Source organism: Ruegeria sp. YTSA108, assembly GCF_059610185.1.
Genome location: NZ_JBXWND010000005.1, coordinates 48401 through 67316, shown reverse-complemented (window position 1 = coordinate 67316; position 18916 = coordinate 48401). Strand labels below are relative to the sequence as shown.

General features: G+C 56.2%; 28 protein-coding genes. 26 read left to right on the top strand and 2 right to left on the bottom strand.

The annotated features are described in order from the left end of the window. Positions 1 to 6: 6 nt before the first annotated feature. The 15 genes from rplP (at position 7) to rpmD (ending at position 6706) form a co-directional block, all read left to right on the top strand. Positions 7 to 420, top strand: coding sequence for a 50S ribosomal protein L16 (gene rplP, locus AC2FHW_RS09065; protein WP_085823145.1), 414 nt, complete (start codon positions 7 to 9; stop codon positions 418 to 420). 143 nt (positions 421 to 563) lie between these two features. After that, positions 564 to 1184 carry a 2OG-Fe(II) oxygenase family protein gene (locus tag AC2FHW_RS09060; RefSeq protein WP_496690421.1) on the top strand — a complete coding sequence of 207 codons (621 nt, stop codon included), beginning with the start codon at positions 564 to 566 and terminating at the stop codon, positions 1182 to 1184. Positions 1185 to 1387: 203 nt separating this feature from the next. Then, positions 1388 to 1594 (top strand): cold-shock protein, encoded by a 207-nt coding sequence (locus AC2FHW_RS09055; RefSeq protein WP_010437077.1) that lies wholly within the window; start codon positions 1388 to 1390, stop codon positions 1592 to 1594. Positions 1595 to 1794: 200 nt separating this feature from the next. Then, positions 1795 to 2220 (top strand): ester cyclase, encoded by a 426-nt coding sequence (locus tag AC2FHW_RS09050; protein ID WP_496821815.1) that lies wholly within the window; start codon positions 1795 to 1797, stop codon positions 2218 to 2220. A gap of 197 nt (positions 2221 to 2417) precedes the next feature. Beyond that, positions 2418 to 2624, top strand: a complete 207-nt coding sequence (gene rpmC, locus AC2FHW_RS09045; RefSeq protein WP_074736205.1) for a 50S ribosomal protein L29 — start codon at positions 2418 to 2420, stop codon at positions 2622 to 2624. A 4-nt stretch (positions 2625 to 2628) separates the two neighbouring features. Further along, positions 2629 to 2859 (top strand): 30S ribosomal protein S17, encoded by a 231-nt coding sequence (rpsQ, locus tag AC2FHW_RS09040; RefSeq protein ID WP_037311742.1) that lies wholly within the window; start codon positions 2629 to 2631, stop codon positions 2857 to 2859. Positions 2860 to 2935: 76 nt separating this feature from the next. Then, entirely contained in the window at positions 2936 to 3304 is a 369-nt protein-coding gene (rplN, locus tag AC2FHW_RS09035; RefSeq protein WP_005621870.1) for a 50S ribosomal protein L14, read from the top strand. Between the two features lie 2 nt (positions 3305 to 3306). Beyond that, positions 3307 to 3618, top strand: coding sequence for a 50S ribosomal protein L24 (gene rplX / locus AC2FHW_RS09030; protein WP_142639787.1), 312 nt, complete (start codon positions 3307 to 3309; stop codon positions 3616 to 3618). Then, a complete protein-coding gene (gene rplE, locus AC2FHW_RS09025) occupies positions 3611 to 4171 on the top strand; it encodes a 50S ribosomal protein L5 (protein ID WP_142639786.1) in 561 nt (186 codons plus the stop codon). The genes rplX and rplE overlap by 8 nt, the downstream gene beginning before the upstream one ends. Before the next feature lie 19 nt (positions 4172 to 4190). Then, entirely contained in the window at positions 4191 to 4496 is a 306-nt protein-coding gene (gene rpsN, locus AC2FHW_RS09020) for a 30S ribosomal protein S14 (RefSeq protein WP_142639784.1), read from the top strand. A gap of 13 nt (positions 4497 to 4509) precedes the next feature. Continuing rightward, positions 4510 to 4902, top strand: a complete 393-nt coding sequence (gene rpsH, locus AC2FHW_RS09015; protein ID WP_142639782.1) for a 30S ribosomal protein S8 — start codon at positions 4510 to 4512, stop codon at positions 4900 to 4902. 12 nt (positions 4903 to 4914) lie between these two features. After that, positions 4915 to 5448, top strand: coding sequence for a 50S ribosomal protein L6 (rplF, locus tag AC2FHW_RS09010; RefSeq protein WP_271951980.1), 534 nt, complete (start codon positions 4915 to 4917; stop codon positions 5446 to 5448). Between the two features lie 11 nt (positions 5449 to 5459). Continuing rightward, the gene (rplR, locus tag AC2FHW_RS09005; RefSeq protein WP_142639780.1) at positions 5460 to 5819 is read left to right on the top strand and encodes a 50S ribosomal protein L18; all 360 of its coding nucleotides are present in this window, start codon (positions 5460 to 5462) and stop codon (positions 5817 to 5819) included. 116 nt (positions 5820 to 5935) lie between these two features. Next, positions 5936 to 6505: a 30S ribosomal protein S5 gene (gene rpsE, locus AC2FHW_RS09000; protein ID WP_142639778.1), complete on the top strand. Its 570-nt coding sequence runs from the start codon at positions 5936 to 5938 to the stop codon at positions 6503 to 6505. 12 nt (positions 6506 to 6517) lie between these two features. Beyond that, on the top strand, positions 6518 to 6706 hold the full coding sequence (gene rpmD, locus AC2FHW_RS08995) for a 50S ribosomal protein L30 (RefSeq protein WP_008757946.1): 189 nt from the start codon (positions 6518 to 6520) through the stop codon (positions 6704 to 6706). A 121-nt stretch (positions 6707 to 6827) separates the two neighbouring features. On the opposite strand, the gene AC2FHW_RS08990 is transcribed toward rpmD, so the two are convergent. After that, complete coding sequence (locus AC2FHW_RS08990) at positions 6828 to 7841, bottom strand: radical SAM/SPASM domain-containing protein (RefSeq protein WP_271951983.1); 1014 nt, start codon at positions 7839 to 7841, stop codon at positions 6828 to 6830. A 512-nt stretch (positions 7842 to 8353) separates the two neighbouring features. On the opposite strand from AC2FHW_RS08990, the gene AC2FHW_RS08985 reads away from it, so the two are divergent. The 9 genes from AC2FHW_RS08985 to rplQ all read left to right on the top strand — a co-directional run bounded on the left by AC2FHW_RS08985 (position 8354) and on the right by rplQ (position 14958). Then, positions 8354 to 8566, top strand: a complete 213-nt coding sequence (locus AC2FHW_RS08985) for a DUF1127 domain-containing protein (RefSeq protein WP_496821813.1) — start codon at positions 8354 to 8356, stop codon at positions 8564 to 8566. A 177-nt stretch (positions 8567 to 8743) separates the two neighbouring features. Next, positions 8744 to 9571 carry a hypothetical protein gene (locus AC2FHW_RS08980; protein WP_496814440.1) on the top strand — a complete coding sequence of 276 codons (828 nt, stop codon included), beginning with the start codon at positions 8744 to 8746 and terminating at the stop codon, positions 9569 to 9571. 153 nt (positions 9572 to 9724) lie between these two features. Then, positions 9725 to 10198 (top strand): 50S ribosomal protein L15, encoded by a 474-nt coding sequence (gene rplO, locus AC2FHW_RS08975; protein ID WP_496678990.1) that lies wholly within the window; start codon positions 9725 to 9727, stop codon positions 10196 to 10198. Positions 10199 to 10307: 109 nt separating this feature from the next. After that, a complete protein-coding gene (secY, locus tag AC2FHW_RS08970; RefSeq protein ID WP_271951986.1) occupies positions 10308 to 11672 on the top strand; it encodes a preprotein translocase subunit SecY in 1365 nt (454 codons plus the stop codon). Further along, positions 11669 to 12313 (top strand): adenylate kinase, encoded by a 645-nt coding sequence (locus AC2FHW_RS08965; protein WP_142639768.1) that lies wholly within the window; start codon positions 11669 to 11671, stop codon positions 12311 to 12313. Before secY ends, AC2FHW_RS08965 begins: the two co-directional genes overlap by 4 nt. Before the next feature lie 200 nt (positions 12314 to 12513). Next, positions 12514 to 12882, top strand: coding sequence for a 30S ribosomal protein S13 (rpsM, locus tag AC2FHW_RS08960; RefSeq protein ID WP_142639766.1), 369 nt, complete (start codon positions 12514 to 12516; stop codon positions 12880 to 12882). A 14-nt stretch (positions 12883 to 12896) separates the two neighbouring features. Next, positions 12897 to 13286, top strand: a complete 390-nt coding sequence (gene rpsK, locus AC2FHW_RS08955; RefSeq protein ID WP_037311698.1) for a 30S ribosomal protein S11 — start codon at positions 12897 to 12899, stop codon at positions 13284 to 13286. Between the two features lie 115 nt (positions 13287 to 13401). Next, the gene (locus AC2FHW_RS08950; RefSeq protein WP_142639763.1) at positions 13402 to 14418 is read left to right on the top strand and encodes a DNA-directed RNA polymerase subunit alpha; all 1017 of its coding nucleotides are present in this window, start codon (positions 13402 to 13404) and stop codon (positions 14416 to 14418) included. A 117-nt stretch (positions 14419 to 14535) separates the two neighbouring features. Beyond that, positions 14536 to 14958 (top strand): 50S ribosomal protein L17, encoded by a 423-nt coding sequence (gene rplQ / locus AC2FHW_RS08945; protein WP_142639761.1) that lies wholly within the window; start codon positions 14536 to 14538, stop codon positions 14956 to 14958. A gap of 76 nt (positions 14959 to 15034) precedes the next feature. Here rplQ and AC2FHW_RS08940 read toward each other — a convergent pair whose 3' ends face one another. Further along, positions 15035 to 16012: a TAXI family TRAP transporter solute-binding subunit gene (locus tag AC2FHW_RS08940; protein ID WP_271951990.1), complete on the bottom strand. Its 978-nt coding sequence runs from the start codon at positions 16010 to 16012 to the stop codon at positions 15035 to 15037. A 145-nt stretch (positions 16013 to 16157) separates the two neighbouring features. Between AC2FHW_RS08940 and AC2FHW_RS08935 the strand changes: the two genes are divergently transcribed. Together AC2FHW_RS08935 and AC2FHW_RS08930 are read left to right on the top strand one after the other, a co-directional pair. Further along, positions 16158 to 17543, top strand: a complete 1386-nt coding sequence (locus tag AC2FHW_RS08935; protein WP_496708318.1) for a trypsin-like peptidase domain-containing protein — start codon at positions 16158 to 16160, stop codon at positions 17541 to 17543. 4 nt (positions 17544 to 17547) lie between these two features. Further along, positions 17548 to 18861, top strand: coding sequence for a replication-associated recombination protein A (locus AC2FHW_RS08930; protein ID WP_496729458.1), 1314 nt, complete (start codon positions 17548 to 17550; stop codon positions 18859 to 18861). Positions 18862 to 18916 lie beyond the last annotated feature (55 nt).

Below are 18916 nucleotides of genomic sequence, written 5' to 3'. Positions count from 1 at the left end.
AAAGATATGCTTCAACCAAAGCGTACTAAATTCCGCAAGATGCACAAAGGCCGGATCAAGGGTGAAGCCAAGGGCGGCTCTGATCTGAACTTTGGCACCTATGGACTGAAAGCTCTTGAGCCTGAGCGTGTAACTGCACGCCAGATCGAAGCTGCACGTCGTGCCATGACGCGTCACATGAAGCGTCAGGGTCGTGTCTGGATCCGCATCTTCCCCGACACTCCGGTTACGGCTAAGCCGATCGAAGTTCGTATGGGTAAAGGTAAAGGTTCGGTCGACCGCTGGGCATGCAAAGTCAAGCCTGGCCGCGTGATGTTCGAAATCGACGGCGTCAATGACGACATCGCCCGCGAGGCCCTGCGCCTGGCTGCGATGAAGCTGCCGATCAAGACTCGCGTCGTGGTTCGCGAAGACTGGTAAGCGACCCGGGGGCGACCCCGCTCGCGACAAGATTGACCCCCGTCGGGAAACCGGCGGGGGTTTTTGGTTTGATGGCGCTGCCCCCGCGACAGCCTCGCAAAACACCCATCGCCTTCATCGAGAGGCTGGTTTAAGACAGGCCCATGGCACAGATTGAATCACTTTTTGTCACCCGCCTCTATCGCGCAGCTTTGTCCGAGTTTGATCCCAAGATCGACCCGGAGGAACTGGAAAGCTCCTGTCTTGTCATTGCCGAGGATGATGAGGCCGGGCAGGAATGGTGCGAAGAAAACGGCTATCCCGGCTACACCAGCTATGCCTCGCTGACCGATCTGCCCTGGCGGTTCCCGATCTTTGCCGATCTGGTTAAGTTGCTGGACCAGCACGTTGCAGCTTTTGCTAAGGATCTGGAGTTTGATCTGGGTGAGGGTGAACTAAAGCTTGAAGACCTTTGGATCAACATTTTGCCCGAGGGCGGAATGCACTCCAGCCACCTGCACCCACATAGCGTGATCTCGGGCACGACATATGTTTCGATGCCCGAAGGTGCTAGCGCGCTGAAGCTTGAAGACCCGCGCTCGGGCCGCATGATGGCAGCGCCCACGCGTATGAAAGGGGGCCGTCGAGACCTGCAGCCTTTCATCTATGTGAAGCCTCAGGTTGGCGATGTTTTGCTATGGGAGAGCTGGTTGCGCCACGAGGTGCCGATGAACATGGCCGAGGATGAGCGGATTTCCGTCAGCTTTAACTATAAATGGGACTAGCACGGTTGTTTAAGGGACTCTGATTCAAAGGAATGTGTGAAAAGTTCTTGCATTGTGTCGTCAGATAAACGATGTGGAGGGCGCTTACGTTTTTCTTTTTCGACCACTGTCTCCCGAATATCGGCGTTCAGTCTTTCGATCCAGACCGACAACGCCGCGCTGTCGCAATTCCGCGGACAGCAATTTAATAGGAGACTACGGATATGGCCAATGGCACCGTAAAATGGTTCAACACAACTAAAGGATTTGGCTTCATCGCACCGGAGACCGGTGGCAAAGACGTGTTTGTGCACATCTCTGCTGTCGAGCGCTCGGGTCTGACCGGCCTGGCCGACGACCAGAAAGTAACGTTCGACATCGAACCCGGCCGTGACGGTCGTGAGTCGGCTGTGAACATCGCTCTGGCGTAAGTCACTTAGACTTAGACAGTTGAAGACGCGGTCTCGTGCAAACGAGGCCGCGTTTTTTCGTTTCAATTTAGACCTAGCTAGATTTTTGACTGAGTTGCCACACACCTTCGATTGGAATGGTCAGTAACACAATCTGAGAAAATCTGGAGCCAGCTCATATAGAATCTTGTATGCTCTTTGGATCATGGGGGGTGTTTGCTGTGAAAGAAGCTGAACGAGTGGTTCGCCAATTCCACGAGAGTTGGGGTATGCGCGATCCTGATCGCGGAGCCGAGGTAATTGCCGAAGATTGCCAGTTTGAGGATGTTGCTCGTGAAGAAAAACAACTTGGCAAGTTAGCATACAAAGAGGACTACGAGCGCTGGCGACTGGCATTCCCAGATGGAGAATGCATCGTTGACAATGTGATCGTCAGCGATTGCGGTGAATGGGCTATCGTCGAGTTCCACAACACCGGCACTCATACAGGTGTGCTGCATTCAAGCCTTGGTGAATTCGAACCGACCGGAAAGCGATACGAAGTGCGTTATTGCTCGGTGATGCGGGTGAAAGGTGGCATGGTTGTTGAGGGAAGAGACTATTACGACGGCGCCACCATCGCACGACATTTGGGCTTAGTTAAGTAAGCAAGGAATAGCGTGCTTAGAGTAGCTGCTTGTGTCTTCCCAAAGTTTCCCTTGCCACCCACCCCTGAACCCCCTATAGAGCGGCATCTTGCGTTCCCCCGGCCGAGTCGGGGGATTCGTATGTCTATCATTCATCCACCAGGTCAAAGGTGACCCTGCTTAGGGGCCTTCTGGTGTTTTGAGCAAAGGAAAAGGCGATGAACGCCCAAGAACTGCGTGACAAGACCCCTGACCAGCTCCGCGAGGAACTGGCCAACCTGAAGAAAGAAAGCTTTAACCTGCGCTTTCAACAGGCAACCGGTCAGATGGAAAGCACCGCTGGCATCAAAGCGGCCCGCCGCAACGCCGCCCGCGTTAAAACCATCCTGAACGAAAAGGCCGCTGCTGCGGCATCGGAGGAGTAATCCTATGCCTAAGCGTATCCTGTCCGGCACCGTAACCAGCGATGCCAACGCACAGACTGTAACCGTATCCGTCGAGCGCCGCTTTACGCATCCGGTTCTGAAGAAAACCATCCGTAAGTCCAAGAAATACCGGGCTCACGATGAAAAGAACGCCTTCAAGGTCGGCGATACAGTTCGCATCATCGAATGCGCGCCGAAATCGAAGACGAAACGTTGGGAAGTTCTGGAAGCGTAAGCCTCCGGGATTTTCCCATTTGTCGAAACCCTGGGGGATCTAACAAGACCAGCCCCCACAGGTCGGGAGAAACCACATGATCCAGATGCAGACCAATCTGGATGTCGCTGACAACTCCGGCGCACGCCGAGTTCAGTGCATCAAGGTCCTGGGTGGTTCCAAGCGTAAATACGCCTCTGTAGGCGACATCATTGTCGTCTCGGTGAAGGAAGCCATCCCACGCGGCCGCGTAAAGAAAGGTGACGTCCGTAAGGCCGTCGTCGTACGCACCGCCAAAGAAGTCCGTCGCGAAGACGGCACCGCGATCCGTTTCGATCGCAACGCCGCCGTCATTCTGAACAACAACAACGAGCCCGTAGGTACCCGTATCTTTGGCCCTGTTGTTCGTGAACTGCGCGCGAAAAACTTCATGAAAATCATCTCGCTTGCTCCGGAGGTGCTGTAATCATGGCTGCTAAACTCCGCAAAGGCGACAAGGTCGTCGTGCTGGCTGGCAAGGACAAGGGCAAAGAGGGAACTATCACCTCGGTCGACCCGAAAGCCGGTAAAGCCGTTGTTGATGGCGTGAACATCGCCATTCGCCACACCCGCCAGTCACAGACCTCGCAAGGTGGTCGCCTGCCTCAGGCAAACCCGATTGAGCTGTCGAACCTGGCTCTGCTGGACAAAAACGGTAAAGCAACCCGCGTTGGCTTCCGCATGGAAGGTGACAAGAAAGTTCGTTTTGCCAAGACCACGGGGGACGTGATCGATGCTTGATACCGCAACCTACACCCCGCGTCTGAAAGCTCAGTACGCTGAAACCATCCGTGCCGCTCTGAAAGAAGAGTTCGGTTACAAGAGCGATATGCAGCTGCCCAAGCTGGAAAAGATCGTTCTGAACATCGGTTGTGGTGCAGAGGCCGTCAGAGACTCGAAGAAGGCGAAAGCCGCTGTTGAAGATCTGACCGCGATTGCAGGCCAAAAGGCTGTTGCAACACTGGCGAAGAAGTCGATCGCGGGTTTCCGCGTCCGTGAAGACATGCCGCTGGGTGCGAAAGTTACCCTGCGCGGTGACCGGATGTATGAATTCCTGGATCGTCTGATCACCATCGCGCTGCCGCGCGTTCGTGACTTCCGCGGTGTTAAGCCTTCTTTCGATGGTCGTGGCAACTTTGCCATGGGCATGAAAGAGCACATCGTGTTCCCGGAAATCGACTTCGACAAGGTCGACGAGGTCTGGGGCCTGGATATCGTAATTGCCACCACAGCGAAAACCGACGCTGAAGCGAAAAGCCTGTTGAAAGCGTTCAACATGCCGTTCAACGCTTAAGCGCCGGGAGGATTGAGACATGGCTAAAAAAGCAATGATCGAACGCGAGAAGAAGCGCGAACGCCTGGTGGCCAAATATGCCGCAAAGCGTGCCGAGCTGAAAGAAATCGCGAATGACGAGAGCAAGCCGATGGAAGAGCGTTTCAAAGCGCGTCTGAAACTGGCGAAACTGCCGCGCAACAGCTCGGCAACTCGTCTTCACAACCGCTGTCAGCTGACAGGTCGTCCTCATGCTTACTATCGTAAGCTGAAGGTCAGCCGTATCATGCTGCGCGAGCTGGGTTCTGCAGGTCAGATCCCCGGCATGGTGAAATCGAGCTGGTAAGGGAGACATAGATATGAACGATCCTATCGGCGATATGCTCACCCGTATCCGCAACGCGCAAATGCGCGGCAAGTCCACTGTAAACACTCCGGCGTCGAAACTGCGCGCCTGGGTTCTGGACGTGCTGGCGGACGAAGGTTACATCCGTGGCTACGAAAAGATGACCGGTGAAAACGGTCATCCGGCCATCGAAATCAGCCTGAAATACTACGAAGGCACCCCTGTCATTCGCGAGTTGAAGCGGGTCTCCAAGCCCGGTCGTCGCGTATACATGGGCGTCAATGACATCCCGCAGGTCCGTCAGGGTCTGGGTGTGTCGATTGTCAGCACTCCGAAAGGTGTGATGTCGGACCAGAATGCACGCTCCAACAATGTTGGCGGCGAAGTGCTCTGCACCGTCTTCTAAGGAGGTCTGTCAATGTCTCGTATTGGTAAACGTCCGGTCGAACTGCCCAGCGGTGTAACCGCCTCGGTTTCCGGCCAGACCATCGAAGTCAAAGGCCCGAAAGGTGCCCGTAGCTTCACTGCGACTGATGACGTTACGCTGTCGGTCGAAGACAATGTGGTTCAAATCAACCCGCGTGGCATGTCCAAACGTGCCCGCCAGCAATGGGGCATGAGCCGCACCATGGTTGCCAATCTGGTAACCGGTGTGACCGAAGGCTTCAAAAAAGAGCTGGAGATCCAGGGTGTTGGTTACCGGGCTCAGATGCAGGGGAACACCCTGAAACTGAACCTGGGCTACAGCCACGACGTTGATTTCGTTGCTCCGGATGGTGTCACCATCACCGCACCGAAGCAGACCGTGATCATTGTGGAAGGTAACGACCAGCAGCAGGTGGGCGAAGTCGCGGCGAAAATCCGCGAATGGCGCCGTCCCGAGCCGTATAAAGGCAAGGGTATCCGCTATAAGGGCGAATTCATCTTCCGCAAAGAAGGCAAGAAGAAGTAAGGACGCAAACAATGGCAAACAGCAAAAGAACCCTGTTTCTGAAGCGCCGCCTGCGCGTTCGGAACAAACTTCGCAAGGTCAATGCAGGTCGTGTGCGCCTGTCGGTTCACCGTTCGAACAAGAACATCAGCGCTCAGCTGATCGACGACGTTCGTGGTGTGACCCTGGCCTCGGCCTCGACCCTGGAAAAAGATCTGGGTGTAGTTGGCACAAACAACGTCGAAGCGGCTACGAAAGTGGGCGCAGCCATCGCCGAGCGTGCCAAGAAGGCAGGCGTCGAAGAGGCTTATTTCGATCGTGGCGGCTTCCTGTTCCACGGCAAAGTGAAGGCTGTCGCCGACGCTGCGCGTGAAGGTGGTCTGAAGATCTAAGACTTGCGGGCAGCGCCTCAGCTGCCCCGATGATCCGGGGGCCTCGGCAATAGTCGAGGCTCACTTGGATTGAAACAACGGCGCCGTAATGCGCCACATGAGAAAAGGGATGCCAAATGGCAGAACGTGAAAACCGTCGGGGCCGTGGCCGCGACCGCGACGAAACTCCGGAATTCGCAGACCGTCTGGTCGCGATCAACCGCGTGTCGAAAACCGTAAAAGGTGGTAAGCGCTTTGGCTTCGCCGCTCTGGTGGTTGTCGGCGATCAGAAGGGCCGCGTCGGCTTTGGCAAGGGTAAAGCAAAAGAAGTACCCGAGGCCATCCGTAAGGCGACTGAACAAGCCAAGCGTCAGATGATCCGCGTGCAGCTGCGCGAAGGTCGGACCCTGCACCACGATATCGAAGGCCGTCACGGCGCCGGTAAAGTGGTTATGCGCTCGGCACCTGAAGGTACTGGTATCATCGCCGGTGGTCCGATGCGTGCTGTGTTCGAAATGCTGGGCGTCAAGGACGTTGTGTCCAAGTCGTTGGGCTCGCAGAACCCGTACAACATGATCCGCGCCACCATCAACGGCCTGCAAAAAGAGCAGAGCCCGCGTTCGGTTGCACAGCGTCGCGGCAAGAAAGTTGCTGACATCCTGCCCAAGCGGGACGAAGCGCCTGTTGCTGCTGAAGCAGAAGCATAAGGAGAGCGACCCATGGCAAAAACCATCGTCGTCAAGCAGATCGGTTCCCCGATCCGCCGCCCCGCCGAACAGCGCGCGACCCTGATCGGTCTGGGCTTGAACAAGATGCACAAAACCCGTGAGCTGGAGGATACTCCTTCGGTCCGCGGCATGGTCAACAAGATCCCGCATCTGGTAGAGATCATCGAAGAACGCGGCTAATCGCGAGTTCTTTGAAGACTTAAGAACGCCTCCGATCTGATCGGGGGCGTTTTCTTGTTTAGTCGGTCGTTTTTTTCCGGCTCGTCTTATGGTGCTGTTCAGTGCCTCGGCGCAAACTCGGCTATGACCCGAGCGCCTTTTTTTCTGCAAACTCAATGTCGACTTCATGGCGCAACGAAGGTTCTCTGCCTGGTTTTTCGTACAGCCTGGGGCATCCATCGCAAAAACTGGCTGCTGCTTCGCGTTTGGAATGAGCACGCGGGTTCCAGACCTGCCGGCGCAGAGCTTTGTATTTTTCGTTGTTCCAGATGGTTTCAAGTGGTTCGTCGAAAACATTTCCCAACACATGCGGATCACGGTTCTTGTCGGAAACATATTGGCGGCCGGATCGCCAGAGACAGCAGGGAATCACATCGCCATCAAAGCGAATGACCGTGCTGCTGTGGGGCCAATGGCACCTTGGGGTGAGGGATGATGACAGGGGCGGGCCATTTTCAATCCGATCGGGATCGTCGTCTACGACGTTGTACAGATCTCCATTTGCATCGAACCGTAGCCCTTCAAACGTGGTAAAGGCGTCGATACCAATCTCGTCTACGATGGCCTTCACCTGAACCAGTTCATCCTCGGCGTGATGGGGGAAAGAGATATGCTGTATTTCTATGAACGGAGATTTCAGACCCTTCCTCTTTTTATAGCCAGCCAGTAGTCGCAGGTTGTTCAGAACGAAATCCAGGCGTCCGCGAACTCGGGTAACCTGAAAGCTTTCCTGCGTCGCGCCATCAACTGAGATTGTGATATGGCTAAGCCCGGCATCGACCAGGTCATGAATCCGCTCGGCTTTTAGCCGATAGCTGAAATGGGTGGTAATATGGCTTTCCAAACCGGCTGCGGTCGTGGCCCGGATCATGTCGGTGAGGTCCGGGTGTGCCAGAGGATCGCCATAGTAGAACAGGCTTACACCAAGCGCGCGATCTTTGATCTGGTCAATGATATGCCGGTACTGCTGAATGCTGAGTTTGTCCTGTTTCCCGAACTTCTGATCGCTGAGCAAGGGTCGGTCACGACCTGCCGGATTCGCATGGACGCAATGTGGACAGGCTAGTGAGCACAGCGGCGAAATATCAATTTTCACCAAAGACGGCAGCGGGGCGGCTTGTTGAGAGTGAAGAAGATAGCCCCGAATGTTGCGCAACAGGTTTGCCGATTGCTTCAAGGAAGGACGGCGCTGAATCCAGCGCAACCTTCTAATAACGCTTGAAACCAAAGGCATGGAGTATCCTCATTCATGAAGTCGAGGACGCCCTAAACGTGCGAGGCGAAAATGGTAAAACAGGCCGAAATAGCCCGATAGTTCACGGATACGTGATAGAATAGTGAAAATATGGGTCCGTAAAAGAAAAAAGATATTAATATATATAAATTTGATAAATCTTATCTTTAGCCGAGAAATCCACGGGTCTATTTCAACGAAAGCCTGTAGTGGGATGTCTAAACAGTGTTTTCACTGCCATTCCCCCAATGCATACCGGCCAGACCGAATCTTCTGTTGTTAGCGTTATCTGGCGTTCTTATTTGAGCTTTGTCCCAAATAGGAACGCAAACGAAATCTGGAGAATACGCTCCGGTTTAGAAAGGAATATAGAAATGGCAAACACAGCAACTTTTTCCCGCGAAGGCTTTGGTCTGACCGTCCGCATCACAACTCTGATCGCACGCGTGAAAGAGGCCTATGCCCTGCGCGCCGAATTCGGCCGCACCTATTCAGAGCTTCAGAACCTGACTGATCGTGAACTGAACGACATTGGTATCCGCCGGTGCGATATAAGTGATATTGCGCATAAGCACGTCTACTGCTGAGAACCTGGCAGGATGAACAACACCGAGGCGCCATTTGGCGCCTCTTTTGATTCTGCGTGCTTGAAAGGCACAGGCACGGTGAAATTGCTCACTCTGCATTGTGGATCGTTTGGAAATTTTCCATGAGAATTATTAGAGGAGGCTATGTCCCAATAACGCGATGACGAGGCTGACACAGTGCGAGACTACCAGATCGGCATGTTGTGGGTGGATGGCCCGCTGTGCTTTCTCGAGCAGCTCTGCATCAAATCCTATCTGGATGCCGGTCAATCCGTTCGCCTCTACACCTATGGGAATGTCTCAGGGATACCTGAAGGTGTGGATACCCGCGATGCGCGCGATGTGATGCCCGGCACAGAATTCATTGCGCATAGCCGTACTGGTAGCCCGGCGCCGCATTCGGATAAGTTCCGATACCGCATGTTGGCGCAGGAGCCCGATTTGATATGGGCGGATACGGACGCCTATTGCATGCGTCCATTCACAACGGAGACCGGGCATTTTTACGGAATGCTCGAAGGAGAGGTTGCGATCGGCGTATTGGGCATTCCGTCAGACAGCCCGGCGCTGGCTCTGCTCATCGAATATACAACGGACCCATATCGGATTCCGCCATGGCTGCCCAAACGATATCAGGAACCCCTTCGTGCGGCACAGGATGCAGGTGATCCGATCAATGTGCCCGCGCAATATTGGGGCGCATGGGGTCCGTCAGCCTTTGCCTCGGCTTTACGGCAAACCGGCGAACACCAATTTGTTCTGCCTGAGCATGTGTTCTATCCGGTGAACTTTACCAGACGGCGCGCTTTGGCACGCCCAAACGCCGATTTATCCAGGTTCTTCCACGAGGACACAGTTTCCATTCACTTTTATGGTCGCCGGATGCGTTCGATCCTGAGGAACAGGTATAATGGCCTGCCAGATCCAGATAGCCTGGTGGGTAAGCTTCTGGCCAAACACCGGATTAATCCACTGGACGCGCCAATCCAAAATGCTGAAGGTTAGACAGTTTGGGTGTTGTTCACTTCAAAACTTGCATCCTCAGCCACAAAGCTGTATCGGGCTCCGGTGGCGTACTGCGCCGCAAGAATCAAAACCAAGAAATGCCGTGTTTGACCCATCACGCTTCGGGGTCATTTCCGGCGAAGGAGAAGCGAAATGAAACTGAATGAATTGCGCGACAACCCAGGCGCCACACCGAAACGGACCCGCGTCGGCCGTGGTCCCGGTTCCGGTAAAGGTAAAATGGGTGGCCGTGGTATCAAAGGTCAGAAATCCCGTTCGGGTGTGGCCATCAATGGCTACGAAGGTGGCCAGATGCCGCTGTACCAACGCCTGCCCAAGCGCGGCTTTAACAAGCCGAACCGCAAGGCGTTTGCCGTTATCAACCTGGGCCTGATCCAGAAATTCGTCGACGCCGGTAAGCTGGACGCCAAAGCCGCGATCACCGAGGAGGCACTGGTTGCATCCGGTCTGGTTCGCCGTAAACTGGACGGTATCCGCGTTCTGGCCAAAGGCGAAATCAGCGCCAAGGTGACCCTGGAAGTAACTGGTGCTTCGAAAGCTGCCGTTGAGGCAGTCGAAAAAGCGGGCGGTTCACTGACGGTCACAAAAGCCGCTGCGGCAGAGTAAGCGCTTGTGAGCGGGCCAAGACCCGCTTACATAGACCTCAGAGTTTTCCAAGACGCCGCCCGAGCCGGAAAACGGTTCCGGGCGGTGTTTTCATAAGAGAGACCGATTTATGGTATCAGCAGCAGAACAAATGGCAGCCAACACTAGCTGGGCTGCTTTGGGCAAAGCCACCGATCTGCGCAACCGCATCCTGTTCACACTGGGTTTGTTGATCGTCTATCGCCTGGGCACTTTTATACCGGTGCCGGGGATCGACGGACAGGCCCTGCGTGAGTTCATGGAGCAAGCGGGGCAGGGCATCGGCGGTATGGTTTCGATGTTCACCGGCGGGGCGCTTGGGCGGATGGGTATCTTTGCCCTCGGCATCATGCCTTACATCTCGGCCTCGATCATCATTCAGCTGCTGACCTCGATGGTTCCCGCGCTCGAACAGCTCAAGAAAGAGGGCGAGCAGGGTCGTAAGAAGATCAACCAATATACCCGTTTCGGCACCGTGGCGCTGGCCACCGTTCAGGCCTATGGCTTGGCCGTTTCGCTGGAGTCGGGCGATCTGGCGACTGATCCGGGCCTCTATTTCCGTCTGTCGACTATGATTACACTGGTTGGCGGCACCATGTTCCTGATGTGGCTGGGTGAGCAGATCACCGCGCGCGGCATCGGCAACGGTATCTCTCTGATTATTTTCGTTGGCATCATCGCCGAGGTTCCGGCAGCGTTGGCTCAGTTCTTCGCAAGTGGCCGCAGCGGCGCAATCAGCCCCGCAGTAATCATCGGGGTGATCGTCATGGTCATCGCCGTGATCACCTTTGTGGTGTTCATGGAGCGCGCTTTGCGCAAGATCCATATTCAATACCCGCGCCGTCAGGCCGGTATGAAGATCTATGAAGGCGGCTCGAGCCACTTGCCGGTCAAAGTGAACCCGGCTGGCGTTATCCCGGCGATCTTTGCCAGCTCTTTGCTGTTGCTGCCGGTGACGATCTCGACCTTCTCATCGGGTGCGACCAACGGGCCGATCATGTCCTGGCTGCTGGCCAACTTTGGTCCGGGTCAGCCGCTGTACCTGCTGTTCTTCGCGTCGATGATCGTGTTCTTTGCCTATTTCTACACGTTCAACGTCTCGTTCAAACCGGATGACGTGGCGGATAACCTGAAAAAGCAGAACGGTTTTGTGCCGGGTATCCGTCCGGGTAAGAAAACCGCCGAGTATCTGGAATACGTGGTCAACCGCGTTCTGGTTCTGGGTTCGGCTTATCTGGCGGCGGTTTGTCTGCTGCCTGAAATCCTGCGGGGCCAGTTTGCCATTCCGTTCTATTTCGGTGGTACTTCGGTTCTGATTATCGTCTCTGTGACCATGGATACGATCCAACAGGTACAGAGCCACCTGCTGGCGCATCAATACGAAGGGCTTATCGAAAAGTCCCAACTGCGCGGGAAGGGTAAGAAACGCGGCAGGAAGGGACCCGCTCGTCGATGAACATCATTCTTCTGGGCCCCCCGGGGGCGGGTAAAGGAACGCAAGCGCGTCATCTTGTTGAAACACGCGGCATGGTGCAGCTGAGCACCGGAGACATGCTGCGCGAAGCCAAAACCTCGGGCACCGAGATGGGCCTGAAGGTCGCAGCCATCATGGATGCCGGCAAGCTGGTCACCGATGAGATCGTGATCGGCCTGATCGAAGAGAAGCTGACCACCGAAACCGGTGCCGGTTTCATCTTTGACGGTTTTCCCCGCACATTGGCACAAGCCGACGCATTGGCGGCTTTGCTGACCAAGCTGGGCCAGTCACTGCACACTGTGATCGAGATGCGGGTGGATGACGATGCCCTGGTGGATCGGATCACCGCACGTTCGACCTGTTCGGGCTGTGGCGAAGTTTATAATGACAAGACCAAACCGATTCCGGCAGATGGTCGCTGCACCAACTGTGGTGAGCAAAAAGAGTTCACGCGTCGCGCCGACGACAACGAAGACAGCCTGCGCACGCGGTTGATGGAGTACTACAAAAAGACGTCGCCGCTGATTGGTTATTACTATGCCAAAGGCGATCTTCGCCCGGTCAATGGGTTGGCAGATATCAAGGAAGTGACTGCGTCGATCGAGGCCGTACTCGGCTAGCTCCAATATGGCCTTGACGCCAAGCGCAAAAGCCCATATCGACCCCCATCCCTAAAGGGAATCAAGTTCGCAGGCGGGATTCGTCCTAACTGCCCCGACCACCTCGAATAATACTGGGCCCTCTGGCGTCACTGCCACGGTCAAGTGTTGTGAAAAAAGGTTCCGGAGCTACGGAACCGCAACAAAAAGGAAAGTGACACGTGGCACGTATTGCCGGCGTAAACATCCCGACTGCAAAGCGGGTACCTATCGCCCTCACATATATCACCGGTATCGGCAACACCTCGGCGCAGGCCATCTGCGAAGCCGTAGGCATTGAAGCGCACCGTCGCGTCAATGAGCTGTCGGATTCCGAAGTTCTGGCCATCCGCGAACATATCGACGCTAACTTCACCGTCGAAGGTGACCTGCGTCGCGAAGTTCAGATGAACGTCAAGCGCCTGATGGATTTGGGCTGCTACCGCGGTCTGCGTCATCGTCGTAACCTGCCCGTTCGCGGTCAGCGTACCCATACCAACGCTCGTACCCGCAAAGGCCCCGCAAAGGCCATTGCTGGCAAGAAGAAATAAGGAGGGTCTGACCGATGGCACGCGAAAAGACTCGTACCAAGAAAAAAGAGCGCAAGAATATCGCATCGGGCGTCGCCCATGTGAATTCGACCTTCAACAACACCAAGATCCTGATCTCGGACGTGCAAGGCAACGCCATTGCATGGTCGTCGGCCGGGACCATGGGTTTCAAAGGGTCGCGTAAATCTACTCCGTATGCTGCTCAGATGGCTGCGGAAGACGCAGGCAAGAAAGCACAGGATCACGGCGTCAAGACGCTGGAGGTCGAAGTTCAGGGCCCCGGTTCGGGTCGTGAATCGGCTCTGCGTGCATTGGCTGCAGTGGGCTTCAACATCACGTCGATCCGTGACGTGACCCCGATCGCTCACAATGGTTGCCGTCCGCCGAAGCGCCGCCGCGTCTAAGCGAATTAGAATTGAGCTGGGGCCCGCATTTTCGCACGGCCCCAGCACGTCATTTTGAACCTCGGGCGTCTGCACCTTGTTGGTCATGGGGCGCGGACAGGAATGGAGGGATTACATGATCCACAAGAATTGGGCAGAATTGATCAAGCCAACCCAGCTGGAAAGCAAGCCGGGCAACGACCCTGCGCGCCAGGCAACGCTGGTTGCAGAACCGCTGGAGCGTGGCTTTGGTCTGACTCTGGGCAACGCCCTGCGCCGCGTTCTGATGAGCTCGCTGCAAGGTGCGGCCATCACCAGCGTTCAGATCGACAACGTCCTGCACGAATTCAGTTCGGTTGCAGGCGTGCGTGAAGACGTCACCGACATCATTTTGAACCTTAAGCAAGTCGCCCTGCGCATGGAGGTCGAAGGCCCCAAGCGTCTGTCGATCAATGCTAAAGGCCCGGCAATCGTCACCGCAGGCGACATCAGCGAAAGCGCTGGCATCGAGGTTCTGAACCGCGATCACGTCATCTGTCACCTGGATGATGGTGCCGACCTGTTCATGGAACTGACCGTCAACACCGGTAAGGGCTATGTCTCGGCTGAAAAGAACAAACCAGAAGACGCACCTATCGGCCTGATCCCGATCGACGCGATCTATTCGCCGGTTAAAAAGGTCGCCTATGATGTTCAGCCGACGCGTGAAGGTCAGGTTCTTGACTATGACAAGCTGACCCTGAAGATTGAGACTGACGGTTCGATCACCCCCGAGGACGCGTTGGCCTATGCCGCACGCATCCTGCAGGATCAGCTGTCGATCTTCGTCAACTTCGATGAGCCGGAATCGGCTGGTCGTCAGGACGAAGATGATGGTCTGGAGTTCAACCCGCTGCTGCTGAAGAAGGTAGATGAGTTGGAACTGTCTGTCCGTTCGGCAAACTGTCTGAAGAACGACAATATCGTCTACATTGGCGACCTGATCCAGAAGACCGAAGCCGAGATGCTGCGCACCCCGAACTTCGGCCGCAAGTCGCTGAACGAGATCAAAGAAGTGCTGTCCGGCATGGGTCTGCACCTTGGCATGGATGTCGAGGATTGGCCACCTGACAACATCGAAGATCTGGCGAAGAAATTCGAAGACGCGTTTTAAGCGCGTCTTCCCAATGCCCGCGCTTGCGGGGAATGCACGGGCAATCATGCCCCAAGGAGAGCCGGTGACACGCATCGCCGGCCAGACAAAGCAAAACGCTGAAGAAGGAACTAGAAAATGCGTCACGCACGTGGTTACCGCCGCCTGAACCGTACTCATGAGCACCGCAAGGCTCTGTTTGCGAACATGGCTGGCTCGCTCATCGAACATGAGCAGATCAAAACAACTCTGCCCAAGGCAAAAGAACTGCGCCCGATCGTTGAAAAACTGATCACTCTAGGCAAGCGTGGGGACCTGCACGCCCGTCGTCAGGCCGCATCGCAGCTGAAAGAAGACAAAGACGTCGCAAAGCTGTTCGAAATCCTGGGCCCCCGTTACGCCGAGCGTCAGGGCGGTTATGTCCGGATCCTGAAAGCAGGCTTCCGCTATGGCGACATGGCCCCGATGGCGATCATCGAATTCGTTGACCGCGATCTGGACGCCAAAGGCGCTGCAGACAAAGCGCGTACCGCCGCCGAAGAGGCCGCAGACGAAGAATAAGAAAGCCTGGCTTTCATGTGAAAACCCCCGTGTCTCGGACGCGGGGGTTTTTCTTTTTCACAACTCTATCTCTGGCCTAGTTGATCCAGCCGCGCTCTCGATAATATCGGGCCGCCCCTGGATGCAGTGGCGCTGGCAAGCCATCGCGGATCATATCAGCTGGTTGCAAACCTTTCAGCGCCGGGTGGCCGGCCGTCAGTTGCGGCAGGTTTTCAAAGGTGGATTTCACAAAGGCATAGACATCGTCATCGGGCACGTTGGCACTGCTTAGAAGAATGGCCTTATAGCCAAAAGTTTTGGTTGGTGACGTCACCCCTTTATACGTATTGGCAGGAATGGTCACTTCGCTGAGCGCGTCGGAGCCGGAAACCAGACGGTCGATATCGCGCCCGGAAAGTTCAACCAGTTGAATCGCACATGTCTGGGCTGTTTTTTGAATCAGACTTGACGGATAGCCGACGACACTGGCGACGGCGTCAATCTCGCCCTTACACAACGCCTTGCGCTGGTCGTCCATCTCTCCGAAACTGATTGTGCGAAATCCCGAGATATCCCAGCTTTCGGCATAGGGGAGCTTTCTGGCCAAGCGGGATGCCGACCCGCCCAAACGTACACGTTTGCCATTCAGGTCTTTGAGGGACGTAATCCCTGACCCCGTGCGCGCAATAACGGTCAAGGGTACGCTGTGAGTTGAGAAAAGCGAGCGTAAGGCAGCGTCCGGCTTCTTGTTCTCGAAAAAACCCGATCCATCCCGTGCATTTAGCGCCCAGTCAGACCGAACAACGACGATGTCATATTTACCGCGGCGCAGCTTTGCTAGGTTTTCCAGCGCGCCGTCCGTGGTTCGAGCTCTGCATTTATTACCGCTCATCGCTTTGACAAATGACTTGCACAGCAGATTGCCGACGCTGAAATAGTACCCAGTTTTCGCTCCGGTTCCCATGGCCAGTTTGGTATCCGCCTGTACCGCCGGGGCGACTATCCCAAGGGTTGTGATCAACGCGAGCGAGAAAAGCCGCCCGCGCGACAGGCATTTCAGAGTGAATGACCTCAAAACAATATTTCCTTCAAATGCACTTTCTGTTCGTCGGACATTCCCAGCCATTCCGCCCCAAGTCAACGCGCCCAGTGCCTTAAGATGCTTGCAATCCCTGCGCGGGCCTCGCATATCCGAAGGGCGCCCAATAGACGGATGGATCATGCGGAAAGTCTTGTGTTCACTCTTGCTGACTGTTGCTGCGGTTTCAGCCAAGGCCGAAACAAAAGTACCTCAAACGCAGGTCGAAATCAGCCTTGGATTTGCGCCCGTGGTGAAGCAAGCCGCGCCGGCTGTGGTGAATATCTACGCCAAGATCGTGCGCGAAGGGCGCTCGAATTCACTGTTCTCTGACCCGTTCTTTCAGGATTTCTTTGGCGGCGGCTTTGGCGAACCGCGACCGCGCGTTCAGAATTCGCTGGGGTCGGGTGTGATCCTGACGGATGACGGTTATGTGGTCTCAAACTACCATGTCGTGGGTTCGGCGACCGAAATACGGGTCGTCACGACGGACCGGCGCGAGTTTTCGGCTGAGGTGGTTCTGGGCGATCAGGAAAGCGACATCGCCATTCTACGTCTGAAAGATGCCGAGGCGTTGCCTTCGATCGACATGCGGGATTCCGATTTGGTTGAGGTGGGTGAACTGGCTCTGGCCATCGGCAACCCGTTCGGCGTCGGGCAGACGGTATCATCGGGCATTATCTCGGGGTTGGCGCGGACCGGTACGGCCACGGGCAATGCGCGGGGCTATTTCATTCAGACGGATGCGGCGATCAATCCCGGCAATTCGGGCGGGGCGCTGATCGATGTGAACGGTGATCTGATTGGCATCAACACCTCGATCCTGACACGTTCTGGCGGATCGAACGGGATCGGTTTTGCCATCCCTGCCAATCTGGTTGCCGAATTCCTGCGACAAGCGCAGGCCGGCAATGACAGTTTTGTCAGCCCCTGGGCCGGAATGGCCGGGCAGCACATGAGTGCGGATATCGCTGAGTCTCTGGGCTTGGTCATCCCGCAGGGTCTGGTGATTTCGGATCTCCATGCGCTCAGCCCGTTGGCCGAGGCAGGGTTGCAGGTTGGGGACGTCGTGACCCATGTCGACGGGGATGAGGTGAACTCGCCGGCAGAGATGAAATTCCGCATGTCAGTGGCCGGTGTGGGCGGCACGTCGGTGGTGACGCGACTGCGCGGCGAGGACCGAGCTGAACTTGAGGTCGCTTTGGTCAAAGCGCCCGAGGTTCCGGCAGCGGAAGTGACGACGCTGAACGATGAAACCGTGATGCCAGGCCTGACCGTGTCGCGGATCAACCCTGCTGTTATCGCGCGGCTGGGGCTTTTGCTGTCGCAGACGGGGGTGGTTGTGGTCGACGCGGGCCGCTATGGCGGTCGGTCCGGGCTGCGTCCGGGCGATGTGGTCGATGGGATAAACGGCGCGCGGGTCGAGCGACCTGCTGATGTCGTGAAGGCGCTGACCGATCCGGGGCGTCGGATCAATCTGGATATCCTCAGGGGCGGGCGGCCGGTTTCCCTGCGGTTCAGGCTGTGACCGGATGAGTGACCTTTTCGATACCGGGTCATCTGACCCTGCGCCGCCTGTACATCGCCCGCTGGCCGACAGATTGCGCCCGCAAACGCTGGCCGAGGTGATCGGGCAGGAACAGGTGTTGGGCCCGGATGCGCCTTTGGGCGTGATGCTGGCCTCGGGCAGTCTGTCGAGCCTGATATTCTGGGGGCCGCCCGGCGTCGGCAAGACCACGATCGCGCGGCTTCTAGCGCAAGAGACGGACCTGCATTTTGTGCAGATCAGTGCCATCTTTACTGGTGTTCCCGACCTGAAGAAAGTGTTCGAAGCTGCGAAGATCCGGCGTCAGAACGGGCAGGGGACGTTGCTGTTTGTTGACGAAATCCATCGCTTCAACAAGGCGCAGCAGGACGGGTTTCTGCCGCATATGGAGGATGGTACGATCCTCCTGGTCGGGGCGACCACGGAAAATCCATCGTTCGAGTTGAACGCCGCTGTGCTCAGTCGGGCACAAGTGCTGGTGCTGGAACGGCTCAGCCTGGCTGATCTTGAGCGTCTGACGCAGCGCGCTGAACAGGAATTGGACCGCGGGTTGCCGTTGGACCCTGCGGCCCGTGATGCGCTGCAGGAAATGGCCGATGGTGACGGGCGCGCGCTGTTGAACCTGATCGAGCAGGTTGCCGCGTGGAAAGTTGAGGGCCCGCTGGACCTTGAAGCCCTGTCGACCCGGCTCATGCGCCGTGCCGCGAAATACGACAAATCTGGAGATGAGCATTACAACCTGATCTCGGCCCTGCACAAATCGGTGCGAGGATCCGACCCCGATGCCGCCCTGTACTGGTTCGCGCGAATGCTGACAGGAGGCGAGGACCCAAGGTATTTGGCGCGCCGGATCACGCGAATGGCGGTCGAGGACATTGGTCTGGCTGATCCGCAGGCTCAGGCGATCTGTCTGCACTCCTGGGAAACCTATGAGCGGCTGGGCAGTCCCGAAGGCGAGTTGGCTTTGGCGCAGGCGCTGGTCTATCTGGCTCTGGCTCCGAAATCGAACGGGGCCTATGTGGGCTACAAGGCAGCGATGCGCCTGGCCAAGCAATCAGGAAGTGAGCCGCCGCCCAAACATATTCTGAATGCACCAACCTCTTTGATGAAAGATCAGGGTTATGGTGCGGGCTATGCTTATGATCACGATGCCGAGGATGGGTTTTCTGGGCAGAACTACTTTCCCGAGTCCATATCGCGCCCTGTTCTCTATCAACCTGTCGAGCGTGGGTTTGAACGTGAGCTGAAGAAACGGCTGGACTACTTTGCCAAGCTGCGTTCGCAACGGAAACCAGACTAGCACCGTCTTGACTCTTTGGCCGATGCGCGCGACAGACGCGCATGTTTTCTGGGAC